Below are 13,225 nucleotides of genomic sequence, written 5' to 3' on the forward strand. Positions count from 1 at the left end.
CGGCGAGCGCGCCTTTTCGTCGATGTCTTCTCTTTCATTTCATCATGCCGACACTCGAAGTGTATTTGCCGGCCGGCCATCCGGACGCACGGAAGGCCGAGCTGATCGACCGGTTGACTGCGGCGACCGTCGCCGCGATCGGCGCGCCCGTCGAGTCGGTGCGAATCCTGTTGAACGCGCTGCCCGCGGCGCACATCGGGCTCGGCGGCCGCAGCGCGGCCGACGGCGCGCCGCCCGCGCTGCCCGTGATCGTCGCGATCCTGATCGCCGGGCGCACCGATGAGCAGAAGCGCGCGCTGATCGCCGCGCTGTCCGACGCGAGCGCGGCCGTGCTCGATGCGCCGTTGCAGGCGATTCGCGTGATCGTCAAGGACATCCCGACGACCGATTTCGGGATCGGCGGCAACACGGCGCGCGCGCTCGGCCGCTGACGATGCACGCGCTCGGCCCGCGCGTCGGACGCCGTCCCGCCGCGCTATGCGAGCGGCAGCGAGAAGCGGCATTCGAGCCCGCCGCCCGGCGCGGGCTGCGCCCAGATCCGGCCGCCGTGCCGCGTGACGATGTTCTTGCACAGCGACAGCCCGATCCCGTTGCCGCTGACTTTCGACGACGAGAAGCCGTCGAACAGTTGCGCGTGCACGCCGTCGGGCACGCCGGGCCCGTTGTCGACGACGCGCAGCACCGCGCGCCCCGCGTGCTCGCCGACGCCGAGCATCAGCGCGCGCGCCGGCCGGTCGACATCGGCCAGCGCCTCGACCGCGTTGAACGCGAGATTCAGGATCACTTGCCCGATCAGCACGCGCTCGCAGCGCACCGGCAGCGGCGCGTCCGACTGCGTGATCGTCACCGCGACGCCGGCTTCCTTCGCGCGCAGATCGATGAAATACGACACGTCCGCCAGAATGTCGCGCAGATCGACGACCGCCTCGAAGGACTCGCGCCGCACGACGTATTCGCGCACGCTCTTGATGATGAGCGCCGCGTGCTCCGCCTGCCGGTCGGCGCTGCGCAGCCCCCAGACGACGTCGTCCGTCGAGCCCGGCTGGCCGAGCCGCTGGATCGCGCCTTCGATGAAGTTGCGCACCGCCGCGAGCGGCTGGCTCAGCTCGTGCGCGATCGCGGCCGCCATCTCGCCCATCGCGTTGTAGCGCCCCGCGTGTTCGAGCATCCGCGCCTCGATGCGCCGCGTCTCCTCGATCGCCACCTCGTCGGTCACGTCGCGGAAGTGGATCAGCAAGCCGCTCAGGTCGCCTTCGATGTCGACGTGCCGGCACGTGATCCGCACCCAGCGCGGCGTGCCGTCGCGGCGCGCGATCCGGTAGCGCTGCGGCTCGGACGGACGGCACGCGGGCGCGTCGCGCAATTGCGCGATCAGCCGGTCCCGATCCGCGACCGTGCAATAGTCGAGCACGTCGCCGAGCGGCTCGCCCGCCGCGATGCCGAGCACGCGCCGCCCCGATTCGCTGATGAACTGCACGCCGCCGTGCGGCGTCAGCACCGCGACGCCTTCGTCGAGGTCCTGCATGAACTCGCGCAGCCTCGCCTCGTAGCGCCGCAGCGCCTGGCGCGTCGCCTCCTCCGCGCTGATGTCGCGAAACTGCACCATCACGACGTCGCGCTCGCGCAGCCGCACGTGCGTCGCGGTGGCCTCCGACAGCATGTCCACGCCCGTGCGCGACCGGTAGCACCATTCGTACACCTGCGGGCCGTCGGTGATCGAGCGGTCCATCGCGCCGACGCCGATCTCGCGCTGGTACTTCGGCTCGGGCCGCGTCATGTCCGGCGCTTTCAGCGGCAGCAGCTCTTCGACGGTAAAGCCGAGCACGTCGCACGCCGCGCGGTTCGCCCAGACGATCGCCTTCGTCTTCGCGTCGTGCAGCAGCACGCACAGCGACAGCGCATCGAGCAAGCGGCGGAAATCGTCTTCGGCGGGAAAGGTCATGGCTCGGTTCTGCGGGGGCGACACGGCGCAGCGCGCGTGGACGTTCACATTAACACCCGCACCGACACGCCGCATCTGAAGAATTCTTTACGGCGACACGGCTCGTCCCCGGGTCGCGCGTCCATCGTCCCAATTGAAGCGGCCTTATTGCATTCCTAGACTGGATTCCAGCGATGTTCGTCCGCGCCGATGCGCCTACGCGCCCTTTTTCTTCTTCAGCCGATTCCGTATTCAGGAGACCCGTCATGTCAGAAACTGCCGCCGCCATCGGCGCCGCCCGCCCCGCTCAGCCGCGCGTCACGCCGGCATGCGAGCCCGATGCGATGCCGCTCGACGACGTGATCGCCGTGGTGGCCGCGCGCCGCGACGAATTCGACCGGCTGTCGCACGTGCCGCGCGACGTCGTCGAGCTGTTCAAGCGCGCCGGCATCTACCGCGCCGGCACGCCGACCCGCTTCGGCGGCGACGCGCGCCCGCCCGCCGAGTTTCTCGCGATGATCGAGCGCATCGCAATCGCCGACGGCTCGGCCGCGTGGATCGCGAGCTTCGGCTCCGCGAACGTCTATCTCGCCGCGCTGCCGCTCGCGACGCAGGAAGCCCTCTACGCGACGGGTCCCGATCAGGTGTTCGCGGGCGGCCTCTTCCCCGTGCAGCCCGCGCGGCAAGCGCCGGGCGGCTGGCGCGTCGACGGCACGTGGAAGTTCGCGAGCGGCTGCAAGGGCGCGGACTGGCTCGGCGTCGGCATCGCGATTCCGGGCGCCGAAGGCGAAGCGCCCGGCAAGCCGCGCACCGCGGTGTTCCGGCCCGAGCAGGTCGAGATCGTCGACAACTGGGACGTGGTCGGCATGCAGGGCACCGGCAGCCACGATCTGCGCGTCGTCGACCAGTTCGTCGCCGAGCCGTGGACGTTCGTGCGCGGCGGCGCGCCGACCGTCGACGAGCCGCTCTATCGCTATCCGACCGTCGCGTACGCGGCGCAGGTGCTTGCGGTCGTCAATCTCGGCCTCGCGCGCGCGGCGCTCGACACGGTGAACCGGATGTCGGGCGGCCGCAAGACGACGACGGGCGCGCCGCGCCTCGCCGACCGCGCGTACTTCCGGATCGAGCTCGCGAAGGCCGAGGTGCAGTTGCGCGCGGCGCGCGCGTTCTTCTACGAAGCGACCGACGAAGTGTGGCAAGCGATCGTCGCCGGCCGCGACGTGACGCCCGAGCACGTGAGCCTGCTGCGGCTCGCGGCGACGCACACCGCGCGCGAAGGCGCGAGCGTCGTCGAGCGCGCGTATCGCCTCGGCGGCACGCCGGCGATCTATCGCGCGCATCCGCTACAGCGGCTGCTGCGCGATGCGATGGTCGTCACGCAGCACGCGTTTCTCGGCGAAGGCAATCTCGACGGCGCCGGAGCGGTATTCACCGGCGTCGCGCCGTTTCCCGGCTATTTGTGATCTGACGCGTTCGCGCGACGGCGCCCGATGCGCCGCCGCGCGAATCTCATGCGCCGAGCGCCCGCCGCGCGCGGCGCGATCAACCATCTTGCACTCAACCCGAACCGACAGGAGTCCCTACATGTCCGACCAACGCCCATTGCCGCTGCGCGTGCTGTTCTGCTGCGGCGTCACGCAGAATTTCTTCGACCTCCCGCGCGCGCGCATCGGCGAAGTCTGGCAGGCGTACGGCACGATGCTCGCCGCCGTCGAAGCGATGGACGGCGTGCGCGTGCTCGGCGTGATGGACGACGACCGGCTCGTCGTCGGACAGGCCGACGGCGCGCCGTGGACGTTCTACATCATGGCCGACGTCGTCGATTTCGACACCGTCACCGCCGTCTGCAATCTGTATCGCACGACGCCCGTCGGCGATTACAACCTGTGGCGGTACGGCAAGATCGAAGCACGCGTCGGCCGGCCGCTCGCCGTGCCGCCGGCCGCTGCGCAGGCCGCCGCGTCGTGAGCGCCGCGACGAGCCGGCGAGGCCGGCGCGCGAACGGCGACGCGGGCGAGCCGCGCACGCCGGATGCGGCGAGCGCAACGCGCGCGACGAGGCAGCGCCGCGAGGCCGGCATCGACGCCGATGCCGACGCGGCGCGAACGGATCGCGCAAGCGCCTTGCGCGGCGCAACCCTCGCGCGCGACATGTACGATGCGCATGCTGAGCGCGACGCATCCGCGCCGGCGACGCTCGCCGCGCTCGCGCGCCGCGTCGCGATGCTCGAAGCCGAGCGCGCGATCCGCGCGACGATGACGCGCTACATGTCGCTCTGCGACGTGCCGGCGAAGGCCGCGGATCGCGCGTCGCTCGCGGCGCTCTTCACCGCCGACGCGATCTGGGAAGGCATCGGCCCGCAGTACGCGCACCAGTTCGGCCGCCTGCGCGGCCCCGACGAGATCGTCGCGATGCTGCTTCGCTATCTGCCGCCGACACCGCATTTCGCGACGAACGTCCACTTCCTGACGTCGGAGGCGATCGCCGTCGATGGCGCGGCCGGCCGAGGCGGCTGGATCATGCTGCAAGCGTCCGACTACGTCGACGCGCCGGCCGAGCTGATCGCCGCGCGCCTGACGGTGGACTTCGCGCCGAACGCGGCCGGCGACGCGTGGCTGATCCGCCATTTCCGCACCGAACGGCTGTTCGACGCGCCATGGCGCGTCAATCGCCGTCCTCCGACCTGAACGATCCCGCAACGAACGCACCATGACCGGATTCATCGAAACGTTTTCTCTGGGCGGCCCCGGGCCGACGATCGCGATCAAAGACACGATCGACATCGCGGGCCACCGCACGACGGGCGCGAGCCGCGCGCTCGCCGACGCGCCGCCCGCCAAGCGCCACGCGGAAGTCGTCGAGCGCGTGCTCGACGCGGGTTGGCGGATCGCCGGCAAGGCGAACATGCACGAGCTCGCATTCGGCATGACGGGCATCAACGACTACACGGGCACGCCCGTCAACCCGCAGGACCCGACGCGGATACCGGGCGGCTCGTCGAGCGGCTCGGCGTCGCTGGTCGGTCTCGGATGCGTCGACGCCGCGCTCGGCACCGACACCGGCGGCTCGATCCGCGGCCCCGCCGCGTGCTGCGGCGTGATCGGCATCAAGCCCACTTTCGGCCGCGTGTCGCGACGCGGCGTCGCGCCCGTCGACACGACGCTCGATTGCGTCGGTCCGTTCGCACGCGAAGTCGCGACGCTCATCGCGGTGATGGCCGCGATCGCGCCGGACTTCGACGCGTCCGCCGCATCGCGGCCGCTCGCCGCGTGTCGCGTCGCGATCGTCGAAACCGAGGCGGACGCGGCGATTCGCGCGGCCGTCGAGCGCGCGGCCACGCAAGCCGATTGCGCGGCCGCGCCGTTGCGCATCGACGATCTCGCGGCGGCGTTCGATGCGGGCCTCGCCGTGATCAACGCGGAAACGTCGCGCGCGTTCGGCCGCTTCGTCGGCGGCGGCAAGCTCGGCGCGGACCTCGAGGCGCGGCTGCGCGCCGCCGCGACGACGACGGCCGACCAGCTCGACGCCGCGGAACGCGTGCGCGCGCGCTTCACCGCGCAGGTCGACCGCGCGCTCGACACCGCCGACGTGATCGTGCTGCCGACGCTGCCCGCGCTGCCGATCGCGCTCGACGAAGCGCGCGGCGGCGCGTCGGTGATCGCGGTGTCGTCGCTGATCCGGCCATTCAATCTGAGCGGCCATCCGGCGCTCAGCCTGCCGCTGCCGCTCGCCGGCTCGCCGCTGAAGGCGGGCTTGCAGATTGTCGGACGCAAAGGCGCCGATGAGCAGGTCTGCGCGGTCGCCGCGCGTTTCGAGGCCGCGCTCGCCGCACGCTGACGCAGCGGCCGCGACGCGACGATCGCGCACGCATCACGCGCACCGATTCATTTACGCATTCAAGGAAAAAATTTCATGTCGAATCGAGTGGTTCTGATTACCGGCGCGGCGCGCGGCCTCGGCGCCGTCGTCGCGAAGACGTTTCATGCGGCGGGCTACCGCGTCGCGCTCGCCGACGTCGCGATCGATGCGGCGACGGCGCTCGCGCGCGAGCTCGGCGCCGATGCGGACACCGCATGCGCGCTGAAGCTCGACGTGACCGTCAAGGCGGATTTCGAGGCCGCGCGCGATGCGCTGGTCGCGCGCTGGGGACACGTCGACGCGCTCGTCAACAACGCGGGCGCGTCGAAGGTCGTGCCGGCGATGGAAATCACCGCCGAGCAATTCGATCAGGTGATCGAAGTGAATCTGCGCAGCGTGCTGTTCGGCTGCCAGATCTTCGGCCAATACTTCGCGACGCGCGGCGCGGGCCGGATCGTCAACATCGCATCGCTCGCGGGCCAGAACGGCGGCTCCGCGACGGGCGCGCATTACGCGGCCGCGAAGGGCGGCGCGATCACGCTGACGAAGGTGTTCGCGCGCGATCTCGCCGCGCACGGCGTGACGGTCAACGCGATCTCGCCGGGGCCGCTCGATCTGCCGATCGTCCATGAGAGCGTCGCGCCGGACAAGCTCGCGCAGATCCTGTCGACGCTGCCGGGCGGCAAGCTCGGCTCCGCCGCGTTCGTCGCGGACGCGGCCGTGCTGCTCGCGTCGGGCGATGCGTATTTCGCGAACGGCGCGTGCTGGGATATCAACGGCGGGCTGTATATGCGCTGACGGCGGGCGGGGGGGTCGAAGATCGGGCACGCGCGTGCTTGGGGCGCGCTTTCATGCGTCGCGCTTTCATGCGTCGCGCTTTCATGCGTCGCGCTTTCATGCGTCGCGCTTTCGCCGCCGGCCGCTCGGCCGGCGGCGTATCGCGGCCCGTTCGCGTTCGGGATCGGCAGTCGTCGCCGGACGAAAAACCGCCTGAGCCCCCGCTCGCAAACGCTGAAACAAATCGCGCGACACGCACGGCGCGCGGCGATCTTCTTCGCCCGCGCCGGCGCGGACGTCAACACGCACGCCGGCCGTCGACGAATCCGGAAAGCCGTCACCGGACAGCCATTTCACCGACGCATATCGACGCCTTCGTCCCACACGCCGATCACATCGCGCACGAGCGCCGCGATCGACGTCGCGCCGAGCTTTTCCTTGATGCTCGCGCGATGCACGTCGACCGTCTTCACGCTGATCGACAGATCGGACGCGATCTGCTTGCTGCCCTTGCCGTCGATGACGCCGCGCAGCACCTCCTTCTCGCGCGCAGTCAGCGCATCGATGCGCCGGCGCAGCTCGCGCCGCCTGCGGTCCGCCGCATGACGCTGCATCGCGAGCTTCATCGCGCGCTGCACGCGCTCGAGCATCTGCTGCGAGTTGTACGGCTTCTCGACGAAATCGATCGCGCCGTTCTGCAGCGCACGCACCGACATCGGAATGTCGCCGTGCCCGCTGACGAAAATGATCGGCAGCGTCGCGCCACGCGCGTTGAGCTCGGCCTGCACGTCGAAGCCGCTGCTTTCGGGCATGCGCACGTCGAGCACGAGGCACGCGGGAACGTCGGGATCGAAGTGCGCGAGGAAATCGGCTGCGTTCGCGAAGCCCTCCGACTTCGCGCCCACCGATTCGAGCAGCCACGACAACGACGTGCGCATCCCGCTGTCGTCATCGACGATATATACGATCGGAGCGGGTGACGTCATGACTGCCTCCGTGCGCGGAAAGGGGACGGGTATCGACTGCGCGCGGTGCAGCGTCTTCCGTGTGTTTCGTGTGTTTCGTGACGACCGTCGACGATCTCGACGGAACACATCATAACCAGCGCAATTCTTGATGGAAACCCCTTGTTTCACCGATGTGAACGTGCTTGCCGACAATGCCCGCGCAACTAGGTGAAAACTTTAGCGCACGTGGCGGCAACGCCAGCGCGCGTGTCAATCGCGCGAATTTTCTTCCGATGCGGCGTGCCGTACGCTTCGTTCATCGGGCCGGCGAACGATCGCAACGATATCCGCGCTTCGACGTTTTCCGCTTCGCCCATCCATCGCAGGAGACATCATGTCAGGCCTTTCAAACGCATCGGCAGCAAGCGCCGACGCCGCGCGCCGGCAATTCCGTCAGGCGATGGCGCATCTCGGCGCGGCGGTGAACGTCGTGACCAGCGCGGGGCCGCACGGCCGTTGCGGCATCACCGCGAGCGCCGTGTGCTCGGTGACGGACGCGCCGCCGACGGTTCTCGTCTGCGTCAACCGGTCGAGTGCGATGCACGCGGCGTTCGCGCGCAACCGCAACGTGTGCATCAACGTGCTGCCGAGCGAGCACGAACTGCTCGCGCGCCATTTCGCGGGTTTCACCGGCCTGCCGATGGACGCGCGCTTCAGCCTGCCTTTATGGGACGAAGGCGCGCACGGCGTGCCGGTGCTGCGCGACGCGCTCGCGAGCCTGCAAGGCGTGATCGTCGAATCGAAGGAGGTCGGCTCGCATGCGGTGATGTTCGTCGAAGCAACCGCTATGCGCGTGCGCGACGACGGCGACGGCCTCATCTACTTCGGCCGCTCGTTTCATCGCGTCGCGCGGCCGGCGGGCTGACGCCGCGCCGCCGGCGAGCGCGCGCGGCTCAGCCCCGGTCCGCTGCGGCCAGCACCTGCGCGACGAGCGGATGCTGCTGCCCGCGATGCGACCGGATCGCATGAATCTCCTCGGTCACGCCTTCCGCGCGCCCGAGCCGCCGCAGCCCGCGCAGCAGCGCGACGTCGCCCGCGCCCGGCTCGCTCAGCGGAAACACGCCGAGGCCGCGCGCGGCGAACACGGCCATCAGCGCGCTGTCCTCGAACTCGCCGACGATCCGCGGCCGAATGCCGTGCGCGTCGAACCAGCGGTCGAGCCGCGAGCGCAGCGCCGCGTGCGCGGTCGGCAGCAGCACCGGCAAGTCGGCCAGGCACCGCGGAAAGCGGCCGCGCGCCGACGACGACACGATCGCCGTCGGCCCGTACCAGTCGACGGGCGATGCAACGATCCGCTCGCTCGTCAGCCGCAGGTTCGCGCGGCGCGGCGCCGGCTCGCCCGCGAGCACGAGATCGAGGCGATGCAGCGCGAGCTCGGCGAGCAGTGCCTCGTATTCGCCGTCGTGACAGAGCAGCCGCAGTGACGGCGCCGCGAGCGCGGGCTCGAGCACAGCGTGCGCGGTGAGCTTCGAGATGCCGTCGGTGAGCCCGACCGCGAGCCGCGCGCTCTCGCCGCGCGCCGCTTCGCGCACCTCGTCCTCGATGCGCTGCCCGATCCGGAAGATCTCCTCGGCGCGCGCGAACGCGGCCTGCCCCGCGTCCGTCATCGTCACGCCGCGCCCCGCCGGCTTCAGCAACGGGTGCCCGATCGATTTTTCCAGCTCGCGCACCTGCGCGCTGATCGTCTGCACCGCCATGTCGAGCCGCTCGGCCGCGCGGGCGAAGCCGCCTTCCTTCACGACGACCCAGAAGTAATACAGATGGCGAAAGTTCAGCATCGCGCCCTCTTGCGTTGTCATCGAAGTTTCGTAAAAACCGAACTATAAATCAGATTTCTACTGGTTTTTTCGAAACACGAAAGCGCCGATCATCACGGCTTCGACATTCGATTGGCGACCCGATCCGTTCCCCTCATGGACTACCTGCTGACCCTCGCCGCCGATCCCGCCGTCTGGGCCGCGCTCGTGACGCTCGTCGCGATGGAAATCGTGCTCGGCATCGACAACCTGATCTTCATCTCGATCCTGAGCAACAAGCTGCCGGAAGCGCAGCGCGCACGCGCGCAGCGTCTCGGCATCGGCCTCGCGCTGATTCTCCGTCTCGCGCTGCTCGGCACGCTCGCGTGGATCGCGCGGCTCACCGAACCGATGTTCACGCTGCTCGACCATGCGTTCTCGTGGCGCGATCTGATCCTGATTTCGGGCGGCCTGTTCCTCGTCTGGAAGGCGACGAAGGAGATGCACCACCACGTGTCGAATGACGGCGCGGACGAAGCCGGCTCGACGAACGCCGCCGGCCTGACGATGTGGGCCGCCGTCAGCCAGATCCTCGTGCTCGACATCGTGTTCTCGATCGACAGCATCGTCACCGCGGTCGGCATGACGACGCACATCCCGATCATGTTCGTCGCGGTGATCGCGGCCGTCACGGCGATGCTGTTCGCGGCCGGCCCGCTGTCGCGCTTCATCGACCGCAATCCGACGATCGTGATGCTCGCGCTGAGCTTCCTGATGGTGATCGGCATGACGCTGATCGCGGAAGGCTTCGGCTCGCACGTGCCGAAGGGCTACATCTACGCGGCGATGGCGTTCTCCGCGTTCGTCGAAGGGATGAACATGCTGGCGCGGCGCGCGAAGGCGAAGCGTGCGAAACGAATCGCCGCGAAGTGACGCGGCGCGGCGCGATGCGAAACGTTGCGCGGTCCGGCTCGTTCGCGCCGCGCGATGCGAAACGTTGCGCGGTCCGGCTCGTTCGCGCCGCGCGATGCGAAACGTCGCGCGGTCCGGTTCGGCCGGGCCGCGCAACGGGAAACGAAGCGCGGCTCGTCCGCGCGCCCTCGAAAGGAGCGGGACGATGAAATGCCCTGTTTGCGTGACGCCCGATCTGCTGACGACCGAACGGCAACCGATCGAGATCGACGACTGCCCGACGTGCCGCGGCGCATGGCTCGATCGCGGCGAACTCGACAAGCTGATCGCCCGGGCCGACGACGATGCGACCGAGCGTCGGCGCGCCGCGCTGCCCGCGCGCGACGAGCCGCCGAAATATCTCGACGGCCGGGACGGGCCGACCGACGACGCGTGACGCGCGGCGCGACCTGATCTAGAACGGGCAATCGGTAAACAGATCGAGCACCTGCGTGAAGAACGCCCTTGCCTGAGCGTCGTCGCGCAAATCGAGCCCGGCCGAATCGCCGCCATACACGCCGCTCGACTTCGGACGCGCATTCGCGTGGCGTCTCGCATATTCAACCGCTTCGCCGAGATCCGCCCGAAACCGCTCGACGACGCCCGGCTGCGTCTGCGGCCCGGTCACGCACATGTGCAGCGCGTCCGGATGCTGGAGCCCGTTGAAGCGCCAGCCGTGCTGCCGCATGCAGTCGTTCACGTGATAGATATCGAACGCATCCGACGTGAATGCGAAGCAGAACGTCGGCCTGCCGAGCACGCGCAGCTCCGGAATCGCATGAACGGCGGCCTGCATGTCGAACGCCGTGTCGAAAATCGGCAGCGCGCGGGCCAGATACCCTTCGCGCCCGAGGCTGCGCAACGCCGCCCACGTCGCGGCGATCAGGCCGCCCGAGCGGCTGCCGGCCAAACCGGGCGAGCCGTACACGCCGCCCACCCAGTCGGTCATCAGGTAGTACTGGTAGCGCCGAAAGCTCGCGTCGCGCCACGCGAGCACCGAGCCGCCCTTCGGTCCGTAGCCGTATTTGTGCGTGTCGGCCGAGATCGACGTGACGCCCGGCAAGCGGAAATCGAAAGCCGGAATGTCAGGATAACCAAGCGCCTCGCCCCAAGGCAGGATCCAGCCGCCGAGGCAGCCGTCGACGTGCAGCCACACGCGCTTGTCGACCGCGATGTCCGACAGCGCGGCGATCGGATCGATCGTTCCGTACGGGTAATTGCACGCCGAGCCGATGATCATCACAGTGTCGGCGTCGATCGCATCGCGTACGAAATCCACGTCGACCCGCATCGTCTGCGGATCGATCGGCGCAACGACCACGTCGAAGCCGAACAGATGCGCGGCCTTGCGAAACGCCGGATGCGCGGACGCCGGCCAGATCATCCGCGGCCGCACGATCCCGCGCTCGGCGCGCGCTTTCTCGCGATAGGCGAGCGTCGCATTCAAAATGCTCTCCGTGCCGCCGAGGCTCAGCACGCCGCATGCGCGACGCGCGCCGTCGTGCGCGGTCACCGCCTCGCCGTGCAACAGCGAGAGCGTCATCACGACGATCTCGCTTTCCATCCGGTTCATGCTCGGACACAGGTCGCGCTGCAGCGCGTTGACGTGACTGAATAGTCCGTACGCTTCGTTCAGGAACGCATAATGCTCGTGATCGCCGCAATACATCGTGCCCGAGCAGCGGCCGTGCTCCCATTTGCGGTCTTCGCGCGCGGCCATCGATCGAAGTTGCTCGAGCAGCCGCTCGCGCGGCATCCCGTGCTCCGGAAATCCATGCATTTCGCCGAATTCGGCAGCGTACGGATAAAGCTGCTTGATGCCTTCTTCGAGATCCATGACGTCCTCCTGTGCGATGCCGTTATCGACACGTGAAAACTCGCCGATGTCGATCGCATTTTCCATACTCGCGCATTGCCGTTCGAATTAAGGCTGCCTAATTAATCGCTTAAAAATTCTCTGGACGCGCCATTCAATCACGCTATGCTTCGATCTACATCCTAATAACAATCGGAACATGTCATGAAAAAATACGCATTGGCTTTCTTGTTGATGCTGTTTTCATCGATATCGGCAATGGCGGGCGCAATCATTCCGCCGGGCGGCACATTGGTCGCCGGGCAATACGTGATGTCGAACAACGGCAATTTCGCATTCGGCATCGACGCGGCCACCGGCAAACTCTATTTCCACTACAAGTTCCCGACGCGGGCGTGGGGCGCGAGCTCGGCGTCGCAACTCTTCGGCACGCAGCCGGAAGGCGCGCTCTACGTGGGCAAAGGCGATCGGCTCGTCATGCAGACCGACGGCAGGCTCGTGTTCTATTCCGGGAACGACGTCGTCTGGAGCAACTGGTATTTCGGTCCCGCGCCGACCCCGGGCTCCTATGCGGTCGTCGAGGATTTCGGCGTCGTCGCGATCTATCCGCCGCAAGGCGGCTACCCGTCGTTCGTCTGGCCGTTCGCACACATCACGCCGAACGACGGCGCGGTCAACACGGTCGTCGGCTATCCGTTCGGGATGAATTTCCCGGTGCTCAACGGGCGTCAGTCGCTGCAGATCTTCAACAACGTCACCTATTACCTGTGGAACAAGAGCTTCACGTCGGACAGCGTCGCGATGCAGCCCGACGGCAATCTCGTCGTCTACAACAAGGGGCAGGCCGTCTGGTCGACGGGAACGTCGGGCAATCCGGGCACCTACATGCTGTTGACGCCGGTCGGATTCGTGCTCGGCAAGCAATACAGCGGCATGCTCGCGAACGTGCCGTATCCGGTGTCCGTCGATCAATCGAGCCGCGCCAGCGGCCCGAACGATCCGAAGCCGAAGCCGGGCACGCCGCCGCCTCCATCGCTCAATCTGCCGATCAACGCGAGCTGGAAGTGCTATTACGTCAAGGACTGGCTCGTGTGCTTCGCACCCGGCTGAAGCACGTCCGATTGCGCATCGGCGGCCGCGCGCCGCCGGCGGAGCGGAC

Annotated in this window: 14 protein-coding genes; 10 read left to right on the forward strand and 4 right to left on the reverse strand. The window is 68.4% G+C overall.

The window, feature by feature from the left end; all coding sequences use genetic code 11:
• Positions 1 to 44: 44 nt before the first annotated feature.
• Complete coding sequence (locus tag WS62_RS03805) at positions 45 to 431, forward strand: tautomerase family protein (RefSeq protein WP_066568150.1); 387 nt, start codon at positions 45 to 47, stop codon at positions 429 to 431.
• A 44-nt stretch (positions 432 to 475) separates the two neighbouring features.
• Here the strand turns inward: WS62_RS03805 and WS62_RS03810 are convergent, their stop codons facing one another.
• Positions 476 to 1,942 (reverse strand): PAS domain-containing sensor histidine kinase, encoded by a 1,467-nt coding sequence (locus WS62_RS03810; protein ID WP_066567946.1) that lies wholly within the window; start codon positions 1,940 to 1,942, stop codon positions 476 to 478.
• Positions 1,943 to 2,187: 245 nt separating this feature from the next.
• Here WS62_RS03810 and WS62_RS03815 point away from each other — a divergent pair, with 245 nt between their 5' ends.
• From WS62_RS03815 to WS62_RS03835, 5 genes are all read left to right on the forward strand, one after another.
• Positions 2,188 to 3,384, forward strand: a complete 1,197-nt coding sequence (locus WS62_RS03815; RefSeq protein ID WP_066567947.1) for an acyl-CoA dehydrogenase family protein — start codon at positions 2,188 to 2,190, stop codon at positions 3,382 to 3,384.
• Positions 3,385 to 3,505: 121 nt separating this feature from the next.
• Entirely contained in the window at positions 3,506 to 3,889 is a 384-nt protein-coding gene (locus WS62_RS03820; RefSeq protein WP_066567949.1) for a hypothetical protein, read from the forward strand.
• A gap of 182 nt (positions 3,890 to 4,071) precedes the next feature.
• Positions 4,072 to 4,608, forward strand: a complete 537-nt coding sequence (locus WS62_RS03825) for a nuclear transport factor 2 family protein (protein WP_066568151.1) — start codon at positions 4,072 to 4,074, stop codon at positions 4,606 to 4,608.
• Between the two features lie 22 nt (positions 4,609 to 4,630).
• Positions 4,631 to 5,758, forward strand: coding sequence for an amidase (locus WS62_RS03830; protein ID WP_066567951.1), 1,128 nt, complete (start codon positions 4,631 to 4,633; stop codon positions 5,756 to 5,758).
• 75 nt (positions 5,759 to 5,833) lie between these two features.
• Positions 5,834 to 6,577, forward strand: a complete 744-nt coding sequence (locus WS62_RS03835; RefSeq protein WP_066567953.1) for an SDR family NAD(P)-dependent oxidoreductase — start codon at positions 5,834 to 5,836, stop codon at positions 6,575 to 6,577.
• Between the two features lie 332 nt (positions 6,578 to 6,909).
• Here WS62_RS03835 and WS62_RS03845 read toward each other — a convergent pair whose 3' ends face one another.
• Positions 6,910 to 7,542, reverse strand: coding sequence for a response regulator transcription factor (locus WS62_RS03845; protein WP_066567959.1), 633 nt, complete (start codon positions 7,540 to 7,542; stop codon positions 6,910 to 6,912).
• A gap of 355 nt (positions 7,543 to 7,897) precedes the next feature.
• Here WS62_RS03845 and hpaC point away from each other — a divergent pair, with 355 nt between their 5' ends.
• Positions 7,898 to 8,428: a 4-hydroxyphenylacetate 3-monooxygenase, reductase component gene (gene hpaC / locus WS62_RS03850; protein ID WP_066567963.1), complete on the forward strand. Its 531-nt coding sequence runs from the start codon at positions 7,898 to 7,900 to the stop codon at positions 8,426 to 8,428.
• Between the two features lie 28 nt (positions 8,429 to 8,456).
• Here hpaC and WS62_RS03855 read toward each other — a convergent pair whose 3' ends face one another.
• A complete protein-coding gene (locus WS62_RS03855) occupies positions 8,457 to 9,341 on the reverse strand; it encodes a LysR family transcriptional regulator (protein ID WP_066567966.1) in 885 nt (294 codons plus the stop codon).
• A gap of 135 nt (positions 9,342 to 9,476) precedes the next feature.
• Here WS62_RS03855 and WS62_RS03860 point away from each other — a divergent pair, with 135 nt between their 5' ends.
• Positions 9,477 to 10,232, forward strand: a complete 756-nt coding sequence (locus WS62_RS03860; protein WP_066567969.1) for a TerC family protein — start codon at positions 9,477 to 9,479, stop codon at positions 10,230 to 10,232.
• A gap of 184 nt (positions 10,233 to 10,416) precedes the next feature.
• The gene (locus tag WS62_RS03870) at positions 10,417 to 10,647 is read left to right on the forward strand and encodes a zf-TFIIB domain-containing protein (RefSeq protein ID WP_082720675.1); all 231 of its coding nucleotides are present in this window, start codon (positions 10,417 to 10,419) and stop codon (positions 10,645 to 10,647) included.
• Between the two features lie 18 nt (positions 10,648 to 10,665).
• Here the strand turns inward: WS62_RS03870 and WS62_RS03875 are convergent, their stop codons facing one another.
• Positions 10,666 to 12,087 (reverse strand): pyridoxal phosphate-dependent decarboxylase family protein, encoded by a 1,422-nt coding sequence (locus WS62_RS03875; RefSeq protein WP_066568152.1) that lies wholly within the window; start codon positions 12,085 to 12,087, stop codon positions 10,666 to 10,668.
• Positions 12,088 to 12,270: 183 nt separating this feature from the next.
• Between WS62_RS03875 and WS62_RS03880 the strand changes: the two genes are divergently transcribed.
• Positions 12,271 to 13,176, forward strand: coding sequence for a hypothetical protein (locus WS62_RS03880; RefSeq protein WP_066567978.1), 906 nt, complete (start codon positions 12,271 to 12,273; stop codon positions 13,174 to 13,176).
• The last annotated feature ends 49 nt before the right edge of the window (positions 13,177 to 13,225 follow it).

It is taken from the genome of Burkholderia sp. ABCPW 14 (genome assembly GCF_001523835.1).
Lineage (GTDB): Bacteria > Pseudomonadota > Gammaproteobacteria > Burkholderiales > Burkholderiaceae > Burkholderia > Burkholderia mayonis.

Coding starts and splice junctions, on each gene's coding strand:
- WS62_RS03805 (WP_066568150.1), top strand. CDS start 45: ATGCCGACACTCGAAGTGTATTTGCCGGCCGGCCATCCGGACGCACGG.
- WS62_RS03810 (WP_066567946.1), bottom strand. CDS start 1,942: ATGACCTTTCCCGCCGAAGACGATTTCCGCCGCTTGCTCGATGCGCTG.
- WS62_RS03815 (WP_066567947.1), top strand. CDS start 2,188: ATGTCAGAAACTGCCGCCGCCATCGGCGCCGCCCGCCCCGCTCAGCCG.
- WS62_RS03820 (WP_066567949.1), top strand. CDS start 3,506: ATGTCCGACCAACGCCCATTGCCGCTGCGCGTGCTGTTCTGCTGCGGC.
- WS62_RS03825 (WP_066568151.1), top strand. CDS start 4,072: ATGTACGATGCGCATGCTGAGCGCGACGCATCCGCGCCGGCGACGCTC.
- WS62_RS03830 (WP_066567951.1), top strand. CDS start 4,631: ATGACCGGATTCATCGAAACGTTTTCTCTGGGCGGCCCCGGGCCGACG.
- WS62_RS03835 (WP_066567953.1), top strand. CDS start 5,834: ATGTCGAATCGAGTGGTTCTGATTACCGGCGCGGCGCGCGGCCTCGGC.
- WS62_RS03845 (WP_066567959.1), bottom strand. CDS start 7,542: ATGACGTCACCCGCTCCGATCGTATATATCGTCGATGACGACAGCGGG.
- hpaC (WP_066567963.1), top strand. CDS start 7,898: ATGTCAGGCCTTTCAAACGCATCGGCAGCAAGCGCCGACGCCGCGCGC.
- WS62_RS03855 (WP_066567966.1), bottom strand. CDS start 9,341: ATGCTGAACTTTCGCCATCTGTATTACTTCTGGGTCGTCGTGAAGGAA.
- WS62_RS03860 (WP_066567969.1), top strand. CDS start 9,477: ATGGACTACCTGCTGACCCTCGCCGCCGATCCCGCCGTCTGGGCCGCG.
- WS62_RS03870 (WP_082720675.1), top strand. CDS start 10,417: ATGAAATGCCCTGTTTGCGTGACGCCCGATCTGCTGACGACCGAACGG.
- WS62_RS03875 (WP_066568152.1), bottom strand. CDS start 12,087: ATGGATCTCGAAGAAGGCATCAAGCAGCTTTATCCGTACGCTGCCGAA.
- WS62_RS03880 (WP_066567978.1), top strand. CDS start 12,271: ATGAAAAAATACGCATTGGCTTTCTTGTTGATGCTGTTTTCATCGATA.